This is a genomic window from Ureibacillus sp. FSL W7-1570, from assembly GCF_038593265.1.
Classification (GTDB): domain Bacteria; phylum Bacillota; class Bacilli; order Bacillales_A; family Planococcaceae; genus Ureibacillus; species Ureibacillus suwonensis.
In genome coordinates this window covers 2,304,654-2,321,547 of record NZ_CP151979.1, presented here as the reverse complement: position 1 = coordinate 2,321,547, position 16,894 = coordinate 2,304,654, and the positions used below count along the sequence as shown (strand labels likewise).

Below are 16,894 nucleotides of genomic sequence, written 5' to 3'. Positions count from 1 at the left end.
GCCAATCAGCCGATGTGGCCATAAAAAAGAGGCTGGGACATAACTAATAAAGTGAACGAGCTGCAAAAAGAATTTTTGTAAAAAATTGATTGGAGTGACGGGGCGAGTGCTCCTGTCGCGCACGCTTAGTCGCAAAGCAAAAGCTTTCCTGCGACGAGCCCTCTCGAGACCCCGCAGGAGCGAAGGATTGAGCTCCGAGGAGGCTCGAGCCGGGCCCGCGGAAAGCGTCCCCGGAACGGAAATCAATTTTCTTCAATTATCAAAAAAACACCATTTTCTCCCGGGAGAAAATGGTGTTTTTTATCTTTTGTCCCAGCCTCTTTGTTTATGCTTTTTTCATGATGAAAGTCAAATGGCGACCGGCTTTTTTATCTTCCCGGTAGGAAAAGCCCTGTGGATTTTTAAAGGTGCATGTGGCATCAATGAAGATTTGTTCTGAAGGTATACCGCTCAGTTCACATTGTCTTTTTACCGTTAGCTGGTTGTCGATATGGTATTTCCCGGTTTCCGCATTAAAATAAACGAATTCATCCGCATATCCCAAGTTTTTAAATTTTTCGTATACATCTTCATCGACTTCAAACTTTTCTTGGCTGATGGCGGTGCCGATAAGCACATGGAAGTCTTGCAAATCGCATTGCTCGTTGTTCCGGATATATTCAAAAACTTTTCTTGTGATTTCCTTCACAGTTCCTTGCCATCCGGAATGGATGACTCCGATGATCCCGCTTTTTTCGCTATAGAAAATGACCGGTACGCAATCGGCGGTAAAGGTGCAAAGGACAATGCCGGGTTCTGTAGTATAAAGGGCGTCTGTATTTGGGATGGCGGTATCTTTGGACAGGGCGCCCCGTCCGCGGTCTTGTGCGGTCACTTTGTAAACGTTGTCGCTATGGGTCTGATTGGCACAAACAAATTGCCGGATATCGCACCCGATGTAAGCGGCAAGTTTTTTGCGGTTTTGGATGATTTCTTCTTCCTTTTCGCAAACATGAAGAGCCATGTTATGTTGTTCCAATTCCACTTCATTTTTTAATGTTATGCCGGCAATGAAATGATCGTTATTGATATAAAGTTTTGTCGTCATATCTTCACTCCCATAGACAGTTCGTCGTTTTGGATGGCAACTTTTATTATATCCTGTTCTTTCGGGAGAGTCATAAGAATATTCCATATTGGACAAAAGCGGAAACATTACCGCTTCAACACAGTAAACGTTAAAGCATAAGAAAATCCTATCAGGTAACGTTTTACCCGATAGGATCGTTTATGGTTAACTTTGTTGATAACGGTGGATTAAATCGTTGTTTTGTCCCCGGGCAAAGACATCTGTCCGGTTCGGCCCCCAAGAAACAGCGGCTGGTGCACTCGTGATTTGTGTAGTGCCAAGGTTTACCCAAGGTTCCCAACGAGTGCCGTTCCAAGTTCTCTTATATAATCGATTGCCCACGCCTCTTACAAAGACATCCAGGTGGTTTGCCCGTTTGGATGAAACTGTCGGCGCACTTGTCAAAGTGCCGCCGAGACTTTCCCAATCACTCCAGCGGTTGCCGTCCCACCATTTATGAATTAAATCGTTATTTGCCCCTCTCGCAAAGACGTCAATCCGGTTCGGTCCCCAAGAAATTGCGGCAGGTTCGGAAGCCAGATTTCCTCCAAGGTCTTCCCAAGGTTCCCAATTGGATCCATTCCAAGTTCTTTTATATAAGCGATTTCCGGTTCCTCTTACGAAGACATCCAATTGATTTGCCCGTTGTGAAGAGGCGCTAGGACCGCTCGTCAAAGTGCCGCCGAGGCTTTCCCAACTGCTCCAGCGGCTGCCGTCCCACCATTTGTGGTACAATGCATCATCTGTCCCTCTTACAAAGACGTCAATCCGGTTTGGCCCCCAGGAAACAGATCCGGGAGCAGAAGTCAATACACCGCCAAGGCTTTCCCAGTTGCTCCAGCGGTTGCCATCCCACCAGATATGGTACAGCGTATTGTCGCTCCCTCTTGCAAAGACATCCAACCGGTTGGGAGCCCATGAACTTACACTCGGCGCGCTTAATAATGTGCCGCCAAGGCTTTCCCAATCGGACCATCCTGCTTCCGGCCTTGGTCCAGGTTCTGGAGTGGGACTTTCCCCTCGGATATAGGACAGAGCTAATTCAATGACTCTTATTAAAATGCGGTTCACTGTATTTTCTGGGAAATTCATCGAGCGGATAAATGGCAGGAACCAAGGATTATCACGCTGGAACTGATTGTAAATTTGGGTTGGAGTGCGGTTCAAGTTTTGTTGGCTTTGCAAATAGGAGATGGTTAAAAAGATGAGGGTATCAACCATTTGAGGATTTACCCCTGCTTGTTCCAGCTGGGTATATAAGTTGCTATGTTCCGTGCGGATGCGTTGGATCAGTTGTTGCACGCCTGGTCTTGAGGATTGTTGGGGGATTTGTTGTGCATACAGAGGGTACTGATAAGGGTGGTAATAATTGACCGGTACATAAACGTAGTAATAAGGATAGCCATTATTATACATGTACATATGCATACCTCCGTTTCTCTGAATAGTGTATGCAGGAAGAGAAAAAATGGAACTTTCAGGGTTCGAATCTGGAATAGTATTTTTATCCCATGAATATGTTCTTAAAAATAGTAGTTGTTACATACTATTGAAACAAAAAATTGTAAATTTTTATAATCGAAAATTATTGATAGAAAAATATAAAAATTTGATAAAAAAAATAATAAACGAGATATAATATCAATATTTTATTAATTAAAAATTCCATATAATACGAAATATTTAAATTTACCAAAAAATCGCACTAGACTAAATAAAGAGAATGTTTTAAAATGCTTAAAGCTAAACATTTTAATTAGATATTAGAGATGGAATCTTATTTCAGAAAATTATGATATTAGTTTTCTGGGATAGGTGTCATTATTTTTTGAAAAATCTAATATCTATAAATATTATCTACAAAAATTTAGTAACGGGGGGAGTTAATAATGATGGAGGAAACAAAAAAACTTAAAAAATACGCCTCTCTCTTTCTGGCATCTTCGCTGGTATTAGGAGCTCTAGCTGGTTGTAGTGGGGGTTCTGACGGAGGTGACGATGCATCAAAAGACAGCGGTTCAGATAACGGAGGAGACGGCGGCGTTATCAAAATTGGTGCGAACTTGGAGTTGACTGGAGGAGTTGCTTCCTACGGTTCATCCATCAAACAAGGTGCAGAACTTGCGATTGAAGAAATCAATGCCAATGGCGGAATTGACGGCAAAAAGATTGAGTTTGTTCCTGTGGATAACAAATCAGAGAACGCAGAAGCAACATCCGCTGCGATTCGACTAGCGACACAAGAAAAAGTAGATGTAATGATCGGACCTGCAACGAGCGGTAACGTTCTTGCCACTGTGCAAATTGCGAACGATAATAAAATTCCTTTAGTGACTGCTTCAGGTACTGCGCCAAACGTTACTGAAAATGAAGACGGATCTATCAACGAATACGTATTCCGTACTTGCTTCATCGACCCATTCCAAGGAGTTATTGCTGCAAACTTTGCAACAGAAGAACTTGGAGTGAAAAATGTAGCGATTTTTGCGGATAACTCTTCAGACTATGCCAAAGGTTTGGCGGCTGCATTCAAAGAGCAAATCGAAGCTAATGGCGGCAAAGTGGTTGCTGAAGCGGCATATGTGGCAAAAGACACAGACTTCAAATCAACATTGACAACGCTTAAATCCAAAAATCCAGAGTTCATCTTCATTCCTGGATATTATGAAGAAGTTGGTTTGATTGTAAAACAAGCGCGTGAATTGGGAATTGACGTTCCATTGATGGGTGCTGACGGATGGGATTCTCCAAAATTGGTTGAATTGGCCGGTGCCGACAACTTAAACAACTCATTCATCATCAACCACTATTCATCTGAAGACCCAGATCCAAAAATCCAAGACTTTGTTAAAGCGTTCAATGATAAGTACGGTGAAGCGCCAAATGCATTCCACGCCCTTGGATACGATACAGTTTACTTCATCAAAGATGCGATTGAGCGCGCTGGTTCTGTAGATGGCGAGAAAATTAAAGATGCACTTGCTGCAACGAAAGACATTTCGCTTGTGTCTGGTACAATCTCAGTGGATGAAAAGCATAACGCAGTTAAATCCGCAACGATCCTTGAGTATAAAGATGGAAAACAAGTATTTAAAACTAAGATCGAACCTTAATGTTTTAAGAAAGGGGGGCACACCGCCTCCCTTTTCCCTTTCGTAGTGTAAAATTCCAAATATTAGTTGACCATTATGGTGCCTGCAGTTGACAGAATTACATAGGCTACAAAAAGGAGTGTGACTTTATGGATTGGTTGCAGCAGCTCATTAACGGTATTTCCTTGGGAAGTATATACGCCTTGATTGCGTTGGGATATACGATGGTTTATGGGATTATTAAATTAATCAACTTTGCTCATGGAGACGTTTTCATGCTCGGGGCATTTATCGGCTTTTTCGCCATCACCCGATGGGAAATGGGGTTTATTCCCGCACTAATTACGGCAATGATTGCCTGTGCGATCATCGGGGTTATCATCGAACGGGTGGCTTATAAGCGTTTAAGAAATGCGACCCGTATCGCAGCGTTAACCACAGCCATCGGGGTGTCATTTTTAATCGAATATACCATGATTTTCTTTAGAGGTGCGACACCAGAAGCGTATCCGAAAGAAGTGCTGCCGGACAAAACTATTGAAATTTTGGGTGCGAAGTTAGATTCTAAAGTAATTTTCATTTTGATCGTAACCATTATTCTTATGATTCTTTTGCAATTCATCGTACACAAAACGAAAATCGGAAAAGCGATGCGTGCAGTTTCTCACGATGCGGATGCTGCCAGATTGATGGGGATTAACGTTGATAATACCATCTCTGCAACGTTTGCGATTGGTTCTGCCTTGGCAGGGGCAGCGGGAGTCATCTTTGGTTCCTATTACACAAGAATCGATCCGTTAATGGGTGTTCTTCCAGGGTTGAAAGCTTTCATCGCAGCGGTATTAGGCGGAATTGGAAGCATTCCAGGCGCGATGGTCGGAGGATTCATTTTGGGAATCGTCGAAACGATTGTAAGCGCTATTGGTTTCTCGCTATGGCGCGATGCAGCAGCTTTCGTTATTTTGATATTGATTTTGATTTTAAAACCAGCAGGATTATTTGGTAAAAACATCCGTGAGAAAGTGTAGGTGACTGGGGTAATGAAAAAATCAAAAGCCTTTTGGATTTATTTAGCATTTGCGCTGGTAATCTATGCAATTGTACAAGTAATGCTTACTAATGGAATGCTAGATTTGTATTATCAAAACATGTTAATTACCATTTGCATCAACGTTATGCTGGCAGTAAGTTTGCATATTGTTATTGGGATTACAGGGCAATTTTCCATTGGACATGCCGGATTTATGGCGGTAGGTGCGTATATTAGCGCCATTTGTACGATGAAATTGGGCTTGCCGTTTATTGTTGGGATCATCTTGGCAGGTGTTGTGGCGGCTGTTGCCGGCGTACTTGTTGGTGTGCCTTCATTGCGTTTGAAGGGTGACTACTTGGCCATCTGTACATTAGGTTTTGCAGAGATTATCCGAATTGTTTTCTTAAATGTGGATTATATAGGCGGGGCAGCTGGGATGGTTGTAAATCACGCAACTACTTGGACTTATGCCTTTGTTGGTGTTGTGATTACCATCATGGTTATTTCCAACTTTACAAAGTCACGGCATGGACGCAGCTGTTTGGCGATCCGTGAAGATGAAATCGCCGCCGATGCAATGGGGATTAATACAACTTATTATAAAGTGGTTGCTTTTGTTATCGGTTCACTTTTTGCGGGAGTTGCAGGCGCGCTTTATGCACATAACTTCTATATCATTCAACCGACAGCATTTAACTTCCTAAAATCCTTTGAAATTTTGATTTACGTTGTGTTGGGAGGTTTAGGAAGTCTTTCAGGTTCTGTCATTGCAGCGATCTTCTTAACAGCTGTTTCACAATATTTGCAGGCATTCCCGGAAACACGTATGATTATTTACTCCGTCGTGTTGATTCTTGTGATGTTGTACCGACCAGCAGGACTCATGGGAACGAAAGAGCTGAAAGATGTATTCAAAATGAAAAAAAGAGGAGGTTCTGAAGCATGAGCAATCCTCTTGTAAAGTTAGAGAACATCGGCATACAGTTTGGCGGATTAAAAGCGGTTCAAAATGTAAACATGTATATCAATAAAGGTGAACTTATCGGCCTTATTGGTCCGAATGGAGCCGGAAAAACAACAACATTCAACATGTTGACCGGCGTATATACGCCAACTGAAGGTGAAATTACCTTTGACGGCAAAAGCATTAAAGGGTTAAAACCGTATCAAGTAACCCATAAAGGGATCAGCCGGACTTTCCAAAATATCCGCTTGTTCAAAGATTTGACTGTATTGGATAACGTAAAAATTGCAAACCATCACCTTGCAAACCATTCCATCCTTTCTTCCATCCTCCGATTGCCAAGCCATTTTAAAAGCGAAGCGGAAATGGAGAAAGAGTCCATTGAGTTCTTAAAAATTTTCGGACTCGATGTTTATAAAGATGAGTTGGCCAAAAACTTGCCTTATGGGATGCAACGTCGCCTTGAAATCGCCCGGGCGCTTGCTGCGGGGCCAAAGCTGCTTTTGTTGGACGAGCCCGCAGCAGGTATGAACCCGCAAGAAACACAAGATTTAATGGATTTGATTGCATTAATCCGAAAAGAATTTGATTTGACAATATTATTGATCGAACACGACATGAGTTTGGTCATGGGGATTTGTGAACGGATTTACGTGCTGGACCATGGCCAATTGATAGCGGAAGGAACACCGGAAGAAATACGTAACAATCCTAAAGTTATCGAAGCTTACCTTGGCGAGGAGGTTAAGAACTAATGTTACAAGTAAATAATATTGATGTATATTATGGGAATATCCATGCATTAAAAGATGTCTCCTTGGAAGTAAATGAAGGTGAGATTGTTACGTTAATCGGTGCGAACGGCGCAGGAAAAACAACCTTATTAAAAACATTGTCCGGTTTGTTGAAACCAAAACATGGCACAATCACATATAACAAGCAACAAATCGGGGGCAAACCGGCACAGGTGATTGTGAAAAACGGTATTATCCATGTACCGGAAGGCCGCAGAGTATTCGCCAATATGTCCGTTGAAGAGAATTTGGATTTGGGCGCATATCTTCGGAAAGATCGGGAAGGGATCAAAAAAGATTTGAACCATGTATTTGAAATGTTCCCAATCTTAAAAGAGCGTAGAAAACAATTGGCCGGTACTTTATCCGGTGGGGAACAACAGATGTTGGCGATTGGAAGAGCCATCATGTCTAAACCAAAGCTGTTGCTTTTGGATGAACCATCGATGGGGTTGGCTCCATTAATCGTTCAGCAAATCTTTGAAATCATTCAATCCATTAATAAAGAAGGAACAACGATTTTGCTTGTCGAACAGAACGCCCACATGGCACTATCAATTGCAGACCGGGCTTATGTTATTGAGACGGGAAGAATCGTATTGTCAGGAGAAGCGAAAGAACTTCAAGAAAGTGAGCAAGTAAAAGCTGCATATTTGGGTGGCATATAATGAAAAAGGCTTATCCGAAAAGAGAACGGATCTTTTCGGTAAGCCTTTTTCACTTTTTATGGTGATCTGATTCAGCGGAGCATGATTTTTACCATTCAATATGGTCAGGATATTTCATTTGAATAGGCAATTCATGGATTTCGTGTTTTGTAAGATTTGCAGTGGCCAATATTTCATCTTTTAATGCAATGTATTCATCATCCTCCACCATCAGCCGGATGGCAAAGGCGCCTAAATTCTCCTTTCTTTCTTCAAACGAAAGTTTCAAATACTCCAAGTTTAAAACATCTACATATTGGGTGGCATAACGGTAGTACTTTGGTGACTTATTGAACATGAGATGAATAAATACATTGAAATGTTCTTCCGGCAAATGCTCCCTTAAACAATCCGTAACAACAGACTGGAATTTCCGGATCGTTGTTATATGTGGATTCCATGGATTGCCGTCGATGAATTCATTATACAAATCGATGAAGTCATTTAAAGCAAGCGTGGTAAAAATTAATTCCGGCCATAAAATTTCAACGGAAAAATAGACATTTTTTTGTGGGGCAAGAATGTCTTTTTTCTTTTCGATTCCTTTATGTATTCCATTTGCAACAAATTCGATATTGCATTCGCCTTGCGTCGCTTTTCTCAAATGAAGGCAAACTTTTAAAATGCGTTGTCTGGCCCCTTGGTAATCGTAATATTTATTTTCATCCCCAATGACTTCATAGATGGAATTGATCAGCTCATCTAAATCCCAATAGTCGCCGCTGATTCGGCCCCCCGTCAATCGTTCAGTGCTTTGAATGGATAACATATTGATCCCACCTTTTTTATCTCTGAAAACCGGAACCTATTAAATATATTGTACAACCATTTGACTAGAAAAGACTATATATTTCTATTAATCCATGAAAATAGGATGTAAAACGGGATGCGAACAAAACAGAAAAAAACGTGAATAAAAAAAGAAAAAATCGAAATTTTCGAATAACAGGTAGTTTATTGATGTGAAGAGTTGGGTAGAGATAAGAAACTGATTGAATAAGTCCATAGGGGGTATGCAAGAGAATAATAAAGTCAAAAAAATTTTATATTATTCAGAAATAAACCAGAAAGTTTCTGAATAAATAATTATTAAATACCTTTTAGTAGACAATGATGGGTCTGCAAGGAAAAGGTATAAAAATTTTTAAGGGGGAGTAGTAGAAATGTCAGTTTTAACTGCCGCATATGCATTTCCAAACACGGAAGGAGCAATTGTAAACTTTAAGGAGCGATACGACAACTATATCGGAGGAAAATGGACACCGCCAGTGAATGGTGAGTATTTTGACAACATTTCGCCGGTCACTGGGAAACCTTACACGAAAGTGGCTCGTTCCACAGCGGAAGATATTGAACTTGCCATTGATGCAGCCCATAATGCAAAGGATGCTTGGGGAAGAACTTCCGTTGCGGAAAGAGCAAAAATTTTGAACAAAATCGCCGATCGCATGGAAGAAAATTTAGAATTGCTAGCAGTTGCTGAAAGCTGGGAAAATGGTAAGCCGGTCCGTGAAACATTAAATGCGGATATACCTCTGGCTATCGATCATTTCCGCTATTTTGCAGGAGTCATTCGGGCTCAAGAAGGCGGCATCAGCCAAATTGATGACAATACGATAGCATACCATTTTCATGAACCAATTGGTGTAGTTGGACAAATTATTCCATGGAACTTCCCAATTTTAATGGCAGCATGGAAACTGGCACCAGCCCTTGCGGCAGGAAACTGCGTGGTTTTAAAACCGGCTGAGCAAACTCCAACTTCCATTTTGGTGTTGATGGAGCTTATTGAAGATTTATTGCCACCGGGTGTTGTCAATATTGTAAACGGTTTCGGTTTGGAAGCCGGAAAACCATTGGCATCCAATCCGCGCATTGGAAAAGTGGCATTTACCGGTGAAACAACGACAGGCAGACTCATTATGCAATATGCATCACAAAATATTATTCCAGTAACATTGGAGCTGGGTGGAAAATCGCCAAATATCTTCTTTGAAGATGTTTTTGATGCGGATGATGAATTTTTGGATAAAGCGATTGAAGGCTTTGTATTGTTTGCCCTAAACCAAGGGGAAGTATGTACATGCCCTTCAAGAGCGTTAATCCAGGAATCCATTTACGATAAATTTATGGAACGGGCCCTTGAACGGGTGAAAGCCATTAAGCAAGGAAACCCGCTTGATCCGTCGACAATGATTGGGGCTCAGGCTTCAACGGAACAGATGGAGAAGATTTTATCTTACATTGATATTGGCAAGCAGGAAGGTGCGGAACTGCTTATTGGTGGTGAGCGCAACAAATTGGATGGCGAACTGGCGGATGGCTACTACATTAAGCCGACTGTTTTCAAAGGCCATAACAAAATGCGCATTTTCCAAGAAGAAATTTTCGGACCGGTTGTGGCAGTCACAACATTTAAAACGCCGGAAGAAGCGTTGGAAATCGCAAACGATACAATGTACGGTTTAGGCGCAGGCGTATGGACTCGCGACATTAATACCGCTTATCGCATGGGACGCGGCATTCAAGCGGGACGTGTATGGACAAACTGTTACCATCAATATCCTGCTCATGCAGCGTTCGGCGGATACAAAATGAGCGGAATCGGCCGCGAAACGCACAAAATGATGCTTTCACACTATCAACAAACGAAAAACTTGCTGGTGAGCTACGATCCAAATAAACTTGGCTTCTTCTAATTCCTATCCAGGGAGGGATGGCTTTGGTGGAACGCGTTGTTGCGACGGATGCAGCCCTTGCCCTCATTGAACAGTTAAAGAAAAAACATGGTCCAATTATTTTCCATCAATCAGGCGGATGTTGCGATGGCTCTTCTCCTATGTGTTATCCTGAAGGGGATTTAATCATCGGAGACAATGATATATTATTAGGGGAAATTGGTGGAGCCAAATTTTATATGCATAAAACCCAATTTGAATATTGGAAGCATACGCAACTGATCATTGATGTTGTGGAAGGCCGCGGTGGCATGTTCAGTTTGGAAGGTGTGGAAGGAAAACGCTTCTTGACCAGATCAAGGGCATTCACTTCCGATGAACTCGCGGAATTAAAAAAGGTAAGTTCATAAATAAAAGGGGAACTTCTTATGGAGTTCCCCTTTATTCATTTTGAAACTTGTCCTCCTGGAAAACGTATAACAACTAGGAGTGATTAGAAATGGATACACAAATTACCGAAGAACTTCAAAACAATTACAACCGGGTCGTCAATTATTTTGGAAATCAATTTAAAGTAAGCGCGGTTATTTCCCTTGCCAGCAAGTATACCCTTGAAAAAAGGGAATTCAGCGGAGTGGCGCTGCAAAAAATCGTCGACCAAATGGCGGAATACTCAAAAAAGGCTTTGTCCATCCAAAAAAATTCGCCGATTCCCTATTACATAGCCGCCCGGTTTTTGGGGCAAGATTTGGAAGCATGCTTTGAAAATTTATTGCAAAGGGATGGGGCGTTAAAAGAAGCCGGGTTTCATAACTCCCCTTTCCGGTTGGCGGGTGCGATGATGCTGGATGAAGATATTCATCTTCACGCAAAACGGGCAAAAACGTTATATGATGAAATGCACAGGAAACAATTCATTTTAACGTCCAAAGAAGATGTACCTTATGCAGTTTTATTATCAAAAGTAAATGAACCCCCTCAATTACAAGTAGAAACAATGGTGCAATATTACAAAGCTTTAAGAAAACAAGGGTTTCTGTTGGGCAATTCCCTTCAATCCCTTGCGCAAATTTTAACAATGTACAGCGCCGATTATAACGAAACGCTTCTCCAGTATGTGGCAGAGCTGCGGCATTCATTGAATCATAGAGGCATCAAAGTAAAACCGATACACTATCCGTATTTGGGGATTTTAGCGTTAAATGCAACAGATAATGAAAAAATAGATGAAATAGCGGAATGGCAGAAAGCTTTATTGGAATTAAAAATATTCCGCATGGCAAAGGAATTGGCACTAATTGTCGCCATCCAAAAAATCATGAGAGAGCTGGTTGAGGTGCAAAATATGGTCGATATGAAAGAGCTTTTTATTGAAGATTTAATTGATGTTATGGAAATTACGCTGGATGTTGTGGATATTATTTTTTTGCCTGGAATTGATTTGTTGGATTTCTTCCGTTGATTCACTCAAAAATTGTTGGGAGTGATAAAATGGAAATAAATCATAATGGAGGTGTAGGAGATGAAAGAAACAAAATTATGGATTAACGGTCAATGGGAGGAAGCGAAAGAAACCTATGACTTAACGGCTCCTTATACTGGCGAAGTGATTGCCAAAGTGGCAAAGGCTTCTGTACAAGATGTGGAACGGGCCATCCAGGGAGCTCATGAGGCTTTCCAAACGTTTAAAAAAACATCTGCGTATGAAAGAGCGGAAATCTTATATAAAGTTGTGGACATCATGAAGAAAAGAAAACAAGAATTTGCAGAAATTCTTGCCAATGAAGCTGGAAAGCCGATTACCGCCGGACTTGCTGAATTGGACCGTACGATTGCCACTTATCAGTTTTCGGCAGAGGCGGCAAAAAATGTTTTTGGCGAAACCGTGCCGATGGATGCAGCTCCGGGTGGAAAAAATCGCCTCGGCTTTACAAAACGTATCCCTCTAGGAGTTGTTTCGGCCATTACGCCATTTAACTTTCCGTTCAATCTCGTTGCCCATAAATTGGGGCCAGCCTTTGCAGTCGGAAATACGGTTGTTTTAAAACCGGCCACTCAAACACCGTTAAGCGCATTGGCGATGGCGGAAATTTTTAAAGAAGCCGGTCTTCCTGATGGCGCATTGCAAATCGTGACCGGCTCAGGCGGAGAATTGAGCGATGTGCTAGTGACCCATCCTTTTGTGAAAAAAGTGACGTTCACTGGCAGTGGCGCGGTTGGAATGAAAATCAAAGAAAAAGTGGGCTTAAGAAAAGTGACATTAGAATTGGGTTCCAATGCGGCGGTTATCATCGAACCGAGCACGCCGATCGAAAAAATCGTCCCTCGCACGGTGAGCGGCGCATTCGGCTTTTCCGGACAAGTATGCATTTCGCTGCAACGAATTTATGTTCATGAATCCATTTACGATCAATTTACAGAGGCTTTTGTGAAAGAAACGAAAAAATTGAAACTGGGAGATCCGTTTGACCCGACGACGGATTTAAGCGCCATGATTCATCCGAAAGAAGTCGAGCGCATCAAAGCTTGGATAGAAGAAGCGAAAGCGCAAGGGGCGGAAGTGGCGACAGGTGCGGAATTCACTGAACGCACGATGACTCCAACCGTGATGGTGAACGTGAAACCGGATATGAAAATCATGTGCTTGGAAACCTTTGCGCCGATTGTTTCCATCGTCCCTTACAAAACATTGGATGAAGCGATTCAATATGTCAATGCCTCCGATTTAGGTTTAAATGCGGGAATATATACTAACGTTCTTACAGATGCTTTAAAAGCGGCGGATGAATTGGAAGCGGGGGCGGTTGTCATTAATGATATCCCGACATTCCGCATAGATAATATGCCATATGGCGGTGTGAAAAATAGCGGATATGGGCGGGAAGGTATTAAATATGCCATTGAAGAAATGACGGATTTGAAATTTATAACGATTAAAACAGACCTGTAAAAAAAGTTGCAATGCTCATCTGTATGAAATTAATATTATGTTTGCATAATAATCGCAATGTATTGGAATAGTATACAATGAATTGGAGGACATACAAATGAGCAATGCATATCCAATGAGCCAGTCACGTACGGTTCAGAACCGACTCGTATTACCTCCTGATGCGAATCAATATGGTTCCATTTTCGGAGGAAAGATCTTGGCGTATATTGATGAAATAGCGGCACTTTCTTGCATGAAACATTGTAAGAAAGAAGTGGTAACCGCTTCATTTGATTCCGTCGATTTCGTTTCTCCCGCTTATGTGGGGGATATGTTGGAGTTGGAAGCCATCGTCACTTCCACAGGAAGGACATCCATGGAAGTGTATGTGCGTGTCTTGTCCCGCAACATCAAAACCGGAGAGGAAAAATTGACAACAGAATCTTTTGTAACGATGGTGGCCATTGATGAAGAAGGGAAACCGACGCCGGTTCCGGAAGTTTATCCGGAGACGGTGGAAGAAGAGAGATTACACAAAGCCGGATTAGAAAGACAAAAGTTGAGGAAGGAAAAAAGAAAAAAATTAAAAGAGGTTGCCCTCCTAAAATAAATATTGAAGCTGTCCGGAAATATTTTTCCAGACAGCTTCGGTTTTTATAAGCAGGTTGAAGTTCTTTTATCCATTAATTCGAAAAATCGTGAACCGCTTTAATTAAAGTATCCGAAGATTTGGCTATAAGAGAAGTGCTTTCCACCAGGTTTGCAATATTATTGGAAATTTGTTCAATATCTTTGGAAGTGGAAGCATACTGATTGCGGATTCCCGACACTTTCTTGGCAATTTGTTCAAAGGATTCCGCCAAATGCTCCTGGGTTTCCACACTTAGTTTCACTTGTTCATCCACGTTATTTACACTGGATGTCATTTCAGAAATATTCGCTTCCATTTCTTTTATTAATGTAGAAACGCTTTGCACGGCTTTCTTCGTTTCTTCCGCAAGCTTTCGCACTTCTTCCGCTACAACGGCAAACCCTTTCCCGTGTTCGCCTGCACGGGCGGCTTCAATGGAAGCGTTTAAAGCGAGCAAGTTTGTCTGATCGGCAATGCCAGTCACCAAATTGACAATTTCAGAAATTTTTTGGGAAGACGAACGTAAGTGAATCATGGAATCTTCCAATAAATTGACACTGTTTAAAATCATATTCATCAAGTCTGTTTGTTTCGCCAATTGGGATTTACCCTGATTTGATTTTTCTTCTGTATCCGCAACATAATCCAAACCTTGCGATGTGGATGAAGCAATATTTTGAGATTGCTCTGAAATGATTTGGATGGATGTCGTCGTTTCTTGATTCATCACATTCAGTTCTTGGGCGATTTGTTGAATGGATGCGATCAGAGATTGTTTTATTTTGTCATTTTCTTTGCGGACCCGTTCTTGTTCTTTTTCATAGGCTTCAATTACGAGCTGCTGTTCCAAATTGATAATCTTTGAGAAGGCATTGGTTGCGCGCAATGCTTCTTCATTCGAAAGATTCAATTCTTGGATGAACTGTGCAAAAGAAGAATTCAGAGATTGGAATGATGAAAGATACCATTTTGACATCAGTCCAATCTTGATATGCGCAAGAGCAATCCTAGTCCGGTTTTCGATATATTTTTTATCAATCTGCCCTTCGAAAATATCATTTATATGTTTGGTGAGCGTTATTTTTAATCGGTCCATTGTTGAATATCGATTGATAAGATCAACGAGTTGGCGATTAATCGAAATGTTATCGTAAAAAGTATTCACCATTTTTGGAATATAGTTTTTAATGAGAGGTTTTAACTGACGCAGGATAGCCAAATCATTTTTGGTCAATTGAATTGTTTCAATTTGCTTAGCTATGCCGGGATACTCGGAAACCTCGATTAATACATTGTGAACATATGTTTCAAGATCAAAAAACCGTTCCTCCATTGACTTGCCGTCTTTACTGAATGGCACAAACTTCATATGTATCCCCCACTCTAATCATTTTTTATTAAAATCATTCTTGCAAACTCAATACCTGAATTTGTATTTTCCTTGGATACGTTGTAAAATACGATTAGTTTATGTATTTAAAAGTAAGCGCAAAGGATGTTTGTCAAGATGAACCAGCGAAGGCTTGCATATATCATAGTTTCAATGGTGACAGTGGCAGTATTTGCTGCCCTGATGTTGAATCATATGTTTGAAGAAGTACCAAAGAACCATAAAATATTGATTATCATCAGTGCTACCCTATTTTCGGGTCTTTTTGCCCGCTTTCTATTCCCTACAGAACATCCTGATTATGTAGATCCGAAAAATGTGGATGGACAAAAAAAGGATAAGTAAAGCCGCTCATATGGGCAGGCTTTTTTCTTTTTTCAAATAATAGCATACAACATTGAAATTTCTAAAGAACTTTTTGTCTATTAATTGAAAACAATGGAAAAAATAAGTGGTGAATTAAGCAATAAATTTAAAAAAATTTCAAGAAGTTGAAACTATTAAAAGAATCATCCGTATATGTATATAGCAAGTAATTAATAAATATGAACAAAAAGAAACGGGAGTTGACAAATATATGGAAGAAAAGTGGGCGAAAGTAATCATACATGCAAGTGCGTTTTTTGCTCCGGTTTTAGTGCCAATTTTATTTTTCTTAATCAGCAGTGATGAAAGTGTGAAGCGGCTTTCCGTCCAAGCGTTGTTATTCCAATTCGTCATGTGGGTATTGATTGGCATATCGACGGTGTTAAGTTTCGTATTGATTGGCATTCCATTCTTAATCATTTTCGGCATTATGACAATTGTTGTTCCAATTATCGGTATTATCAATGCCCTTCAGGAGAACGATTGGAACTATCCTTTTGTAGGCCGTTGGGTGTAATCGGCAGGACCTTTTCATGACCCTGCATCTTTAAGCAAAGATGAATATATTAGATAAAAATCGGCAAAACGTAAAGTAATACGTATTGTCGATTTTTTTAACCTCCATTTTGTCGAGGGTTTTTATTTGCACATGAGCGAAAAAGGAAATATAATAAAGTCAAAGAAAGTCAAAGTCAAAAAAGCGAGGTGAATTGTAAAAAAAATGAAAAATATTTCCGACTTGATTGAAGGGTATTTAAAAAGGGTTATCGAATTAGATGGTAAAGGACATATTGAAATCAAACGCAGCGAATTGGCCGATAAATTCCAGTGTGTTCCCTCGCAAATTAATTATGTAATCAATACACGATTCACGGTGGAAAAAGGCTACCTTGTTGAAAGTAAACGGGGTGGCGGTGGATATATCCGGATTTTCCGTGTGAAACCGAGCTCAAAAGTTGAGTTGATAGATCATTTAATAAAGCAAATCGAAAAAGGCGCCACCCAAAATATGGCGGAAGATATCATTTATCGCTTGCTGGAAGAAGAAATGATCAATGAAAGAGAAGCAACATTGATGCTCGCAGCCGTCAATCGGGATACATTAAAGCTGCAACTACCAACTCGCGATGAATTGAGGTCGGCGATTTTAAAAGCGATGTTATTAACTTTAAAATATGAAAAATGAAGAGGTGGTAGGT

General features: G+C 40.9%; 17 protein-coding genes. 13 read left to right on the top strand and 4 right to left on the bottom strand.

Annotation, left to right across the window (positions count from 1 at the left end; translation table 11 throughout):
• Positions 1–325 precede the first annotated feature (325 nt).
• Both pgeF and NST13_RS11670 read right to left on the bottom strand, forming a co-directional pair.
• A complete protein-coding gene (gene pgeF, locus NST13_RS11675; RefSeq protein WP_342580652.1) occupies positions 326–1,087 on the bottom strand; it encodes a peptidoglycan editing factor PgeF in 762 nt (253 codons plus the stop codon).
• 186 nt (positions 1,088–1,273) lie between these two features.
• A complete protein-coding gene (locus tag NST13_RS11670) occupies positions 1,274–2,530 on the bottom strand; it encodes a sialidase (RefSeq protein ID WP_342470814.1) in 1,257 nt (418 codons plus the stop codon).
• A 470-nt stretch (positions 2,531–3,000) separates the two neighbouring features.
• On the opposite strand from NST13_RS11670, the gene NST13_RS11665 reads away from it, so the two are divergent.
• The 5 genes from NST13_RS11665 to NST13_RS11645 all read left to right on the top strand — a co-directional run bounded on the left by NST13_RS11665 (position 3,001) and on the right by NST13_RS11645 (position 7,659).
• Positions 3,001–4,221, top strand: coding sequence for an ABC transporter substrate-binding protein (locus tag NST13_RS11665; RefSeq protein ID WP_342471211.1), 1,221 nt, complete (start codon positions 3,001–3,003; stop codon positions 4,219–4,221).
• A gap of 128 nt (positions 4,222–4,349) precedes the next feature.
• Positions 4,350–5,228: a branched-chain amino acid ABC transporter permease gene (locus NST13_RS11660; RefSeq protein ID WP_342580651.1), complete on the top strand. Its 879-nt coding sequence runs from the start codon at positions 4,350–4,352 to the stop codon at positions 5,226–5,228.
• A 12-nt stretch (positions 5,229–5,240) separates the two neighbouring features.
• Positions 5,241–6,179, top strand: coding sequence for a branched-chain amino acid ABC transporter permease (locus NST13_RS11655; protein WP_342580650.1), 939 nt, complete (start codon positions 5,241–5,243; stop codon positions 6,177–6,179).
• Positions 6,176–6,952: an ABC transporter ATP-binding protein gene (locus NST13_RS11650; protein WP_342580649.1), complete on the top strand. Its 777-nt coding sequence runs from the start codon at positions 6,176–6,178 to the stop codon at positions 6,950–6,952. The genes NST13_RS11655 and NST13_RS11650 overlap by 4 nt, the downstream gene beginning before the upstream one ends.
• The gene (locus NST13_RS11645) at positions 6,952–7,659 is read left to right on the top strand and encodes an ABC transporter ATP-binding protein (protein WP_342470818.1); all 708 of its coding nucleotides are present in this window, start codon (positions 6,952–6,954) and stop codon (positions 7,657–7,659) included. The genes NST13_RS11650 and NST13_RS11645 overlap by 1 nt, the downstream gene beginning before the upstream one ends.
• Positions 7,660–7,747: 88 nt before the next feature.
• On the opposite strand, the gene NST13_RS11640 is transcribed toward NST13_RS11645, so the two are convergent.
• Positions 7,748–8,467, bottom strand: coding sequence for a hypothetical protein (locus tag NST13_RS11640; protein WP_342470819.1), 720 nt, complete (start codon positions 8,465–8,467; stop codon positions 7,748–7,750).
• 394 nt (positions 8,468–8,861) lie between these two features.
• On the opposite strand from NST13_RS11640, the gene adh reads away from it, so the two are divergent.
• The 5 genes from adh to NST13_RS11615 all read left to right on the top strand — a co-directional run bounded on the left by adh (position 8,862) and on the right by NST13_RS11615 (position 13,918).
• The gene (gene adh, locus NST13_RS11635) at positions 8,862–10,397 is read left to right on the top strand and encodes an aldehyde dehydrogenase (RefSeq protein ID WP_342580648.1); all 1,536 of its coding nucleotides are present in this window, start codon (positions 8,862–8,864) and stop codon (positions 10,395–10,397) included.
• A 23-nt stretch (positions 10,398–10,420) separates the two neighbouring features.
• Complete coding sequence (locus NST13_RS11630) at positions 10,421–10,786, top strand: DUF779 domain-containing protein (protein ID WP_141602024.1); 366 nt, start codon at positions 10,421–10,423, stop codon at positions 10,784–10,786.
• Between the two features lie 89 nt (positions 10,787–10,875).
• A complete protein-coding gene (locus NST13_RS11625) occupies positions 10,876–11,838 on the top strand; it encodes a DUF4003 family protein (RefSeq protein WP_342580647.1) in 963 nt (320 codons plus the stop codon).
• 60 nt (positions 11,839–11,898) lie between these two features.
• A complete protein-coding gene (locus NST13_RS11620) occupies positions 11,899–13,326 on the top strand; it encodes an aldehyde dehydrogenase family protein (protein ID WP_342580646.1) in 1,428 nt (475 codons plus the stop codon).
• A 97-nt stretch (positions 13,327–13,423) separates the two neighbouring features.
• Positions 13,424–13,918, top strand: coding sequence for an acyl-CoA thioesterase (locus NST13_RS11615; RefSeq protein ID WP_342470822.1), 495 nt, complete (start codon positions 13,424–13,426; stop codon positions 13,916–13,918).
• Between the two features lie 73 nt (positions 13,919–13,991).
• Here NST13_RS11615 and NST13_RS11610 read toward each other — a convergent pair whose 3' ends face one another.
• A complete protein-coding gene (locus NST13_RS11610; protein ID WP_342580645.1) occupies positions 13,992–15,308 on the bottom strand; it encodes a globin-coupled sensor protein in 1,317 nt (438 codons plus the stop codon).
• Positions 15,309–15,446: 138 nt separating this feature from the next.
• Between NST13_RS11610 and NST13_RS11605 the strand changes: the two genes are divergently transcribed.
• From NST13_RS11605 to NST13_RS11595, 3 genes are all read left to right on the top strand, one after another.
• Entirely contained in the window at positions 15,447–15,674 is a 228-nt protein-coding gene (locus NST13_RS11605; protein ID WP_342470824.1) for a hypothetical protein, read from the top strand.
• A gap of 232 nt (positions 15,675–15,906) precedes the next feature.
• A complete protein-coding gene (locus NST13_RS11600) occupies positions 15,907–16,212 on the top strand; it encodes a DUF4870 domain-containing protein (RefSeq protein WP_342470825.1) in 306 nt (101 codons plus the stop codon).
• 204 nt (positions 16,213–16,416) lie between these two features.
• Positions 16,417–16,881 (top strand): CtsR family transcriptional regulator, encoded by a 465-nt coding sequence (locus NST13_RS11595; protein WP_342470826.1) that lies wholly within the window; start codon positions 16,417–16,419, stop codon positions 16,879–16,881.
• Positions 16,882–16,894: the final 13 nt, after the last annotated feature.

Bases quoted from the DNA above. Each gene is read 5' to 3' on its own strand.
- NST13_RS11625 (WP_342580647.1), top strand. From the start codon at position 10,876: ATGGATACACAAATTACCGAAGAACTTCAAAACAATTACAACCGGGTC.
- pgeF (WP_342580652.1), bottom strand. From the start codon at position 1,087: ATGACGACAAAACTTTATATCAATAACGATCATTTCATTGCCGGCATA.
- NST13_RS11605 (WP_342470824.1), top strand. From the start codon at position 15,447: ATGAACCAGCGAAGGCTTGCATATATCATAGTTTCAATGGTGACAGTG.
- NST13_RS11600 (WP_342470825.1), top strand. From the start codon at position 15,907: ATGGAAGAAAAGTGGGCGAAAGTAATCATACATGCAAGTGCGTTTTTT.
- NST13_RS11640 (WP_342470819.1), bottom strand. From the start codon at position 8,467: ATGTTATCCATTCAAAGCACTGAACGATTGACGGGGGGCCGAATCAGC.
- NST13_RS11620 (WP_342580646.1), top strand. From the start codon at position 11,899: ATGAAAGAAACAAAATTATGGATTAACGGTCAATGGGAGGAAGCGAAA.
- NST13_RS11655 (WP_342580650.1), top strand. From the start codon at position 5,241: ATGAAAAAATCAAAAGCCTTTTGGATTTATTTAGCATTTGCGCTGGTA.
- NST13_RS11660 (WP_342580651.1), top strand. From the start codon at position 4,350: ATGGATTGGTTGCAGCAGCTCATTAACGGTATTTCCTTGGGAAGTATA.
- NST13_RS11670 (WP_342470814.1), bottom strand. From the start codon at position 2,530: ATGTACATGTATAATAATGGCTATCCTTATTACTACGTTTATGTACCG.
- NST13_RS11665 (WP_342471211.1), top strand. From the start codon at position 3,001: ATGGAGGAAACAAAAAAACTTAAAAAATACGCCTCTCTCTTTCTGGCA.
- NST13_RS11645 (WP_342470818.1), top strand. From the start codon at position 6,952: ATGTTACAAGTAAATAATATTGATGTATATTATGGGAATATCCATGCA.
- NST13_RS11610 (WP_342580645.1), bottom strand. From the start codon at position 15,308: ATGAAGTTTGTGCCATTCAGTAAAGACGGCAAGTCAATGGAGGAACGG.
- NST13_RS11650 (WP_342580649.1), top strand. From the start codon at position 6,176: ATGAGCAATCCTCTTGTAAAGTTAGAGAACATCGGCATACAGTTTGGC.
- NST13_RS11595 (WP_342470826.1), top strand. From the start codon at position 16,417: ATGAAAAATATTTCCGACTTGATTGAAGGGTATTTAAAAAGGGTTATC.
- NST13_RS11615 (WP_342470822.1), top strand. From the start codon at position 13,424: ATGAGCAATGCATATCCAATGAGCCAGTCACGTACGGTTCAGAACCGA.
- adh (WP_342580648.1), top strand. From the start codon at position 8,862: ATGTCAGTTTTAACTGCCGCATATGCATTTCCAAACACGGAAGGAGCA.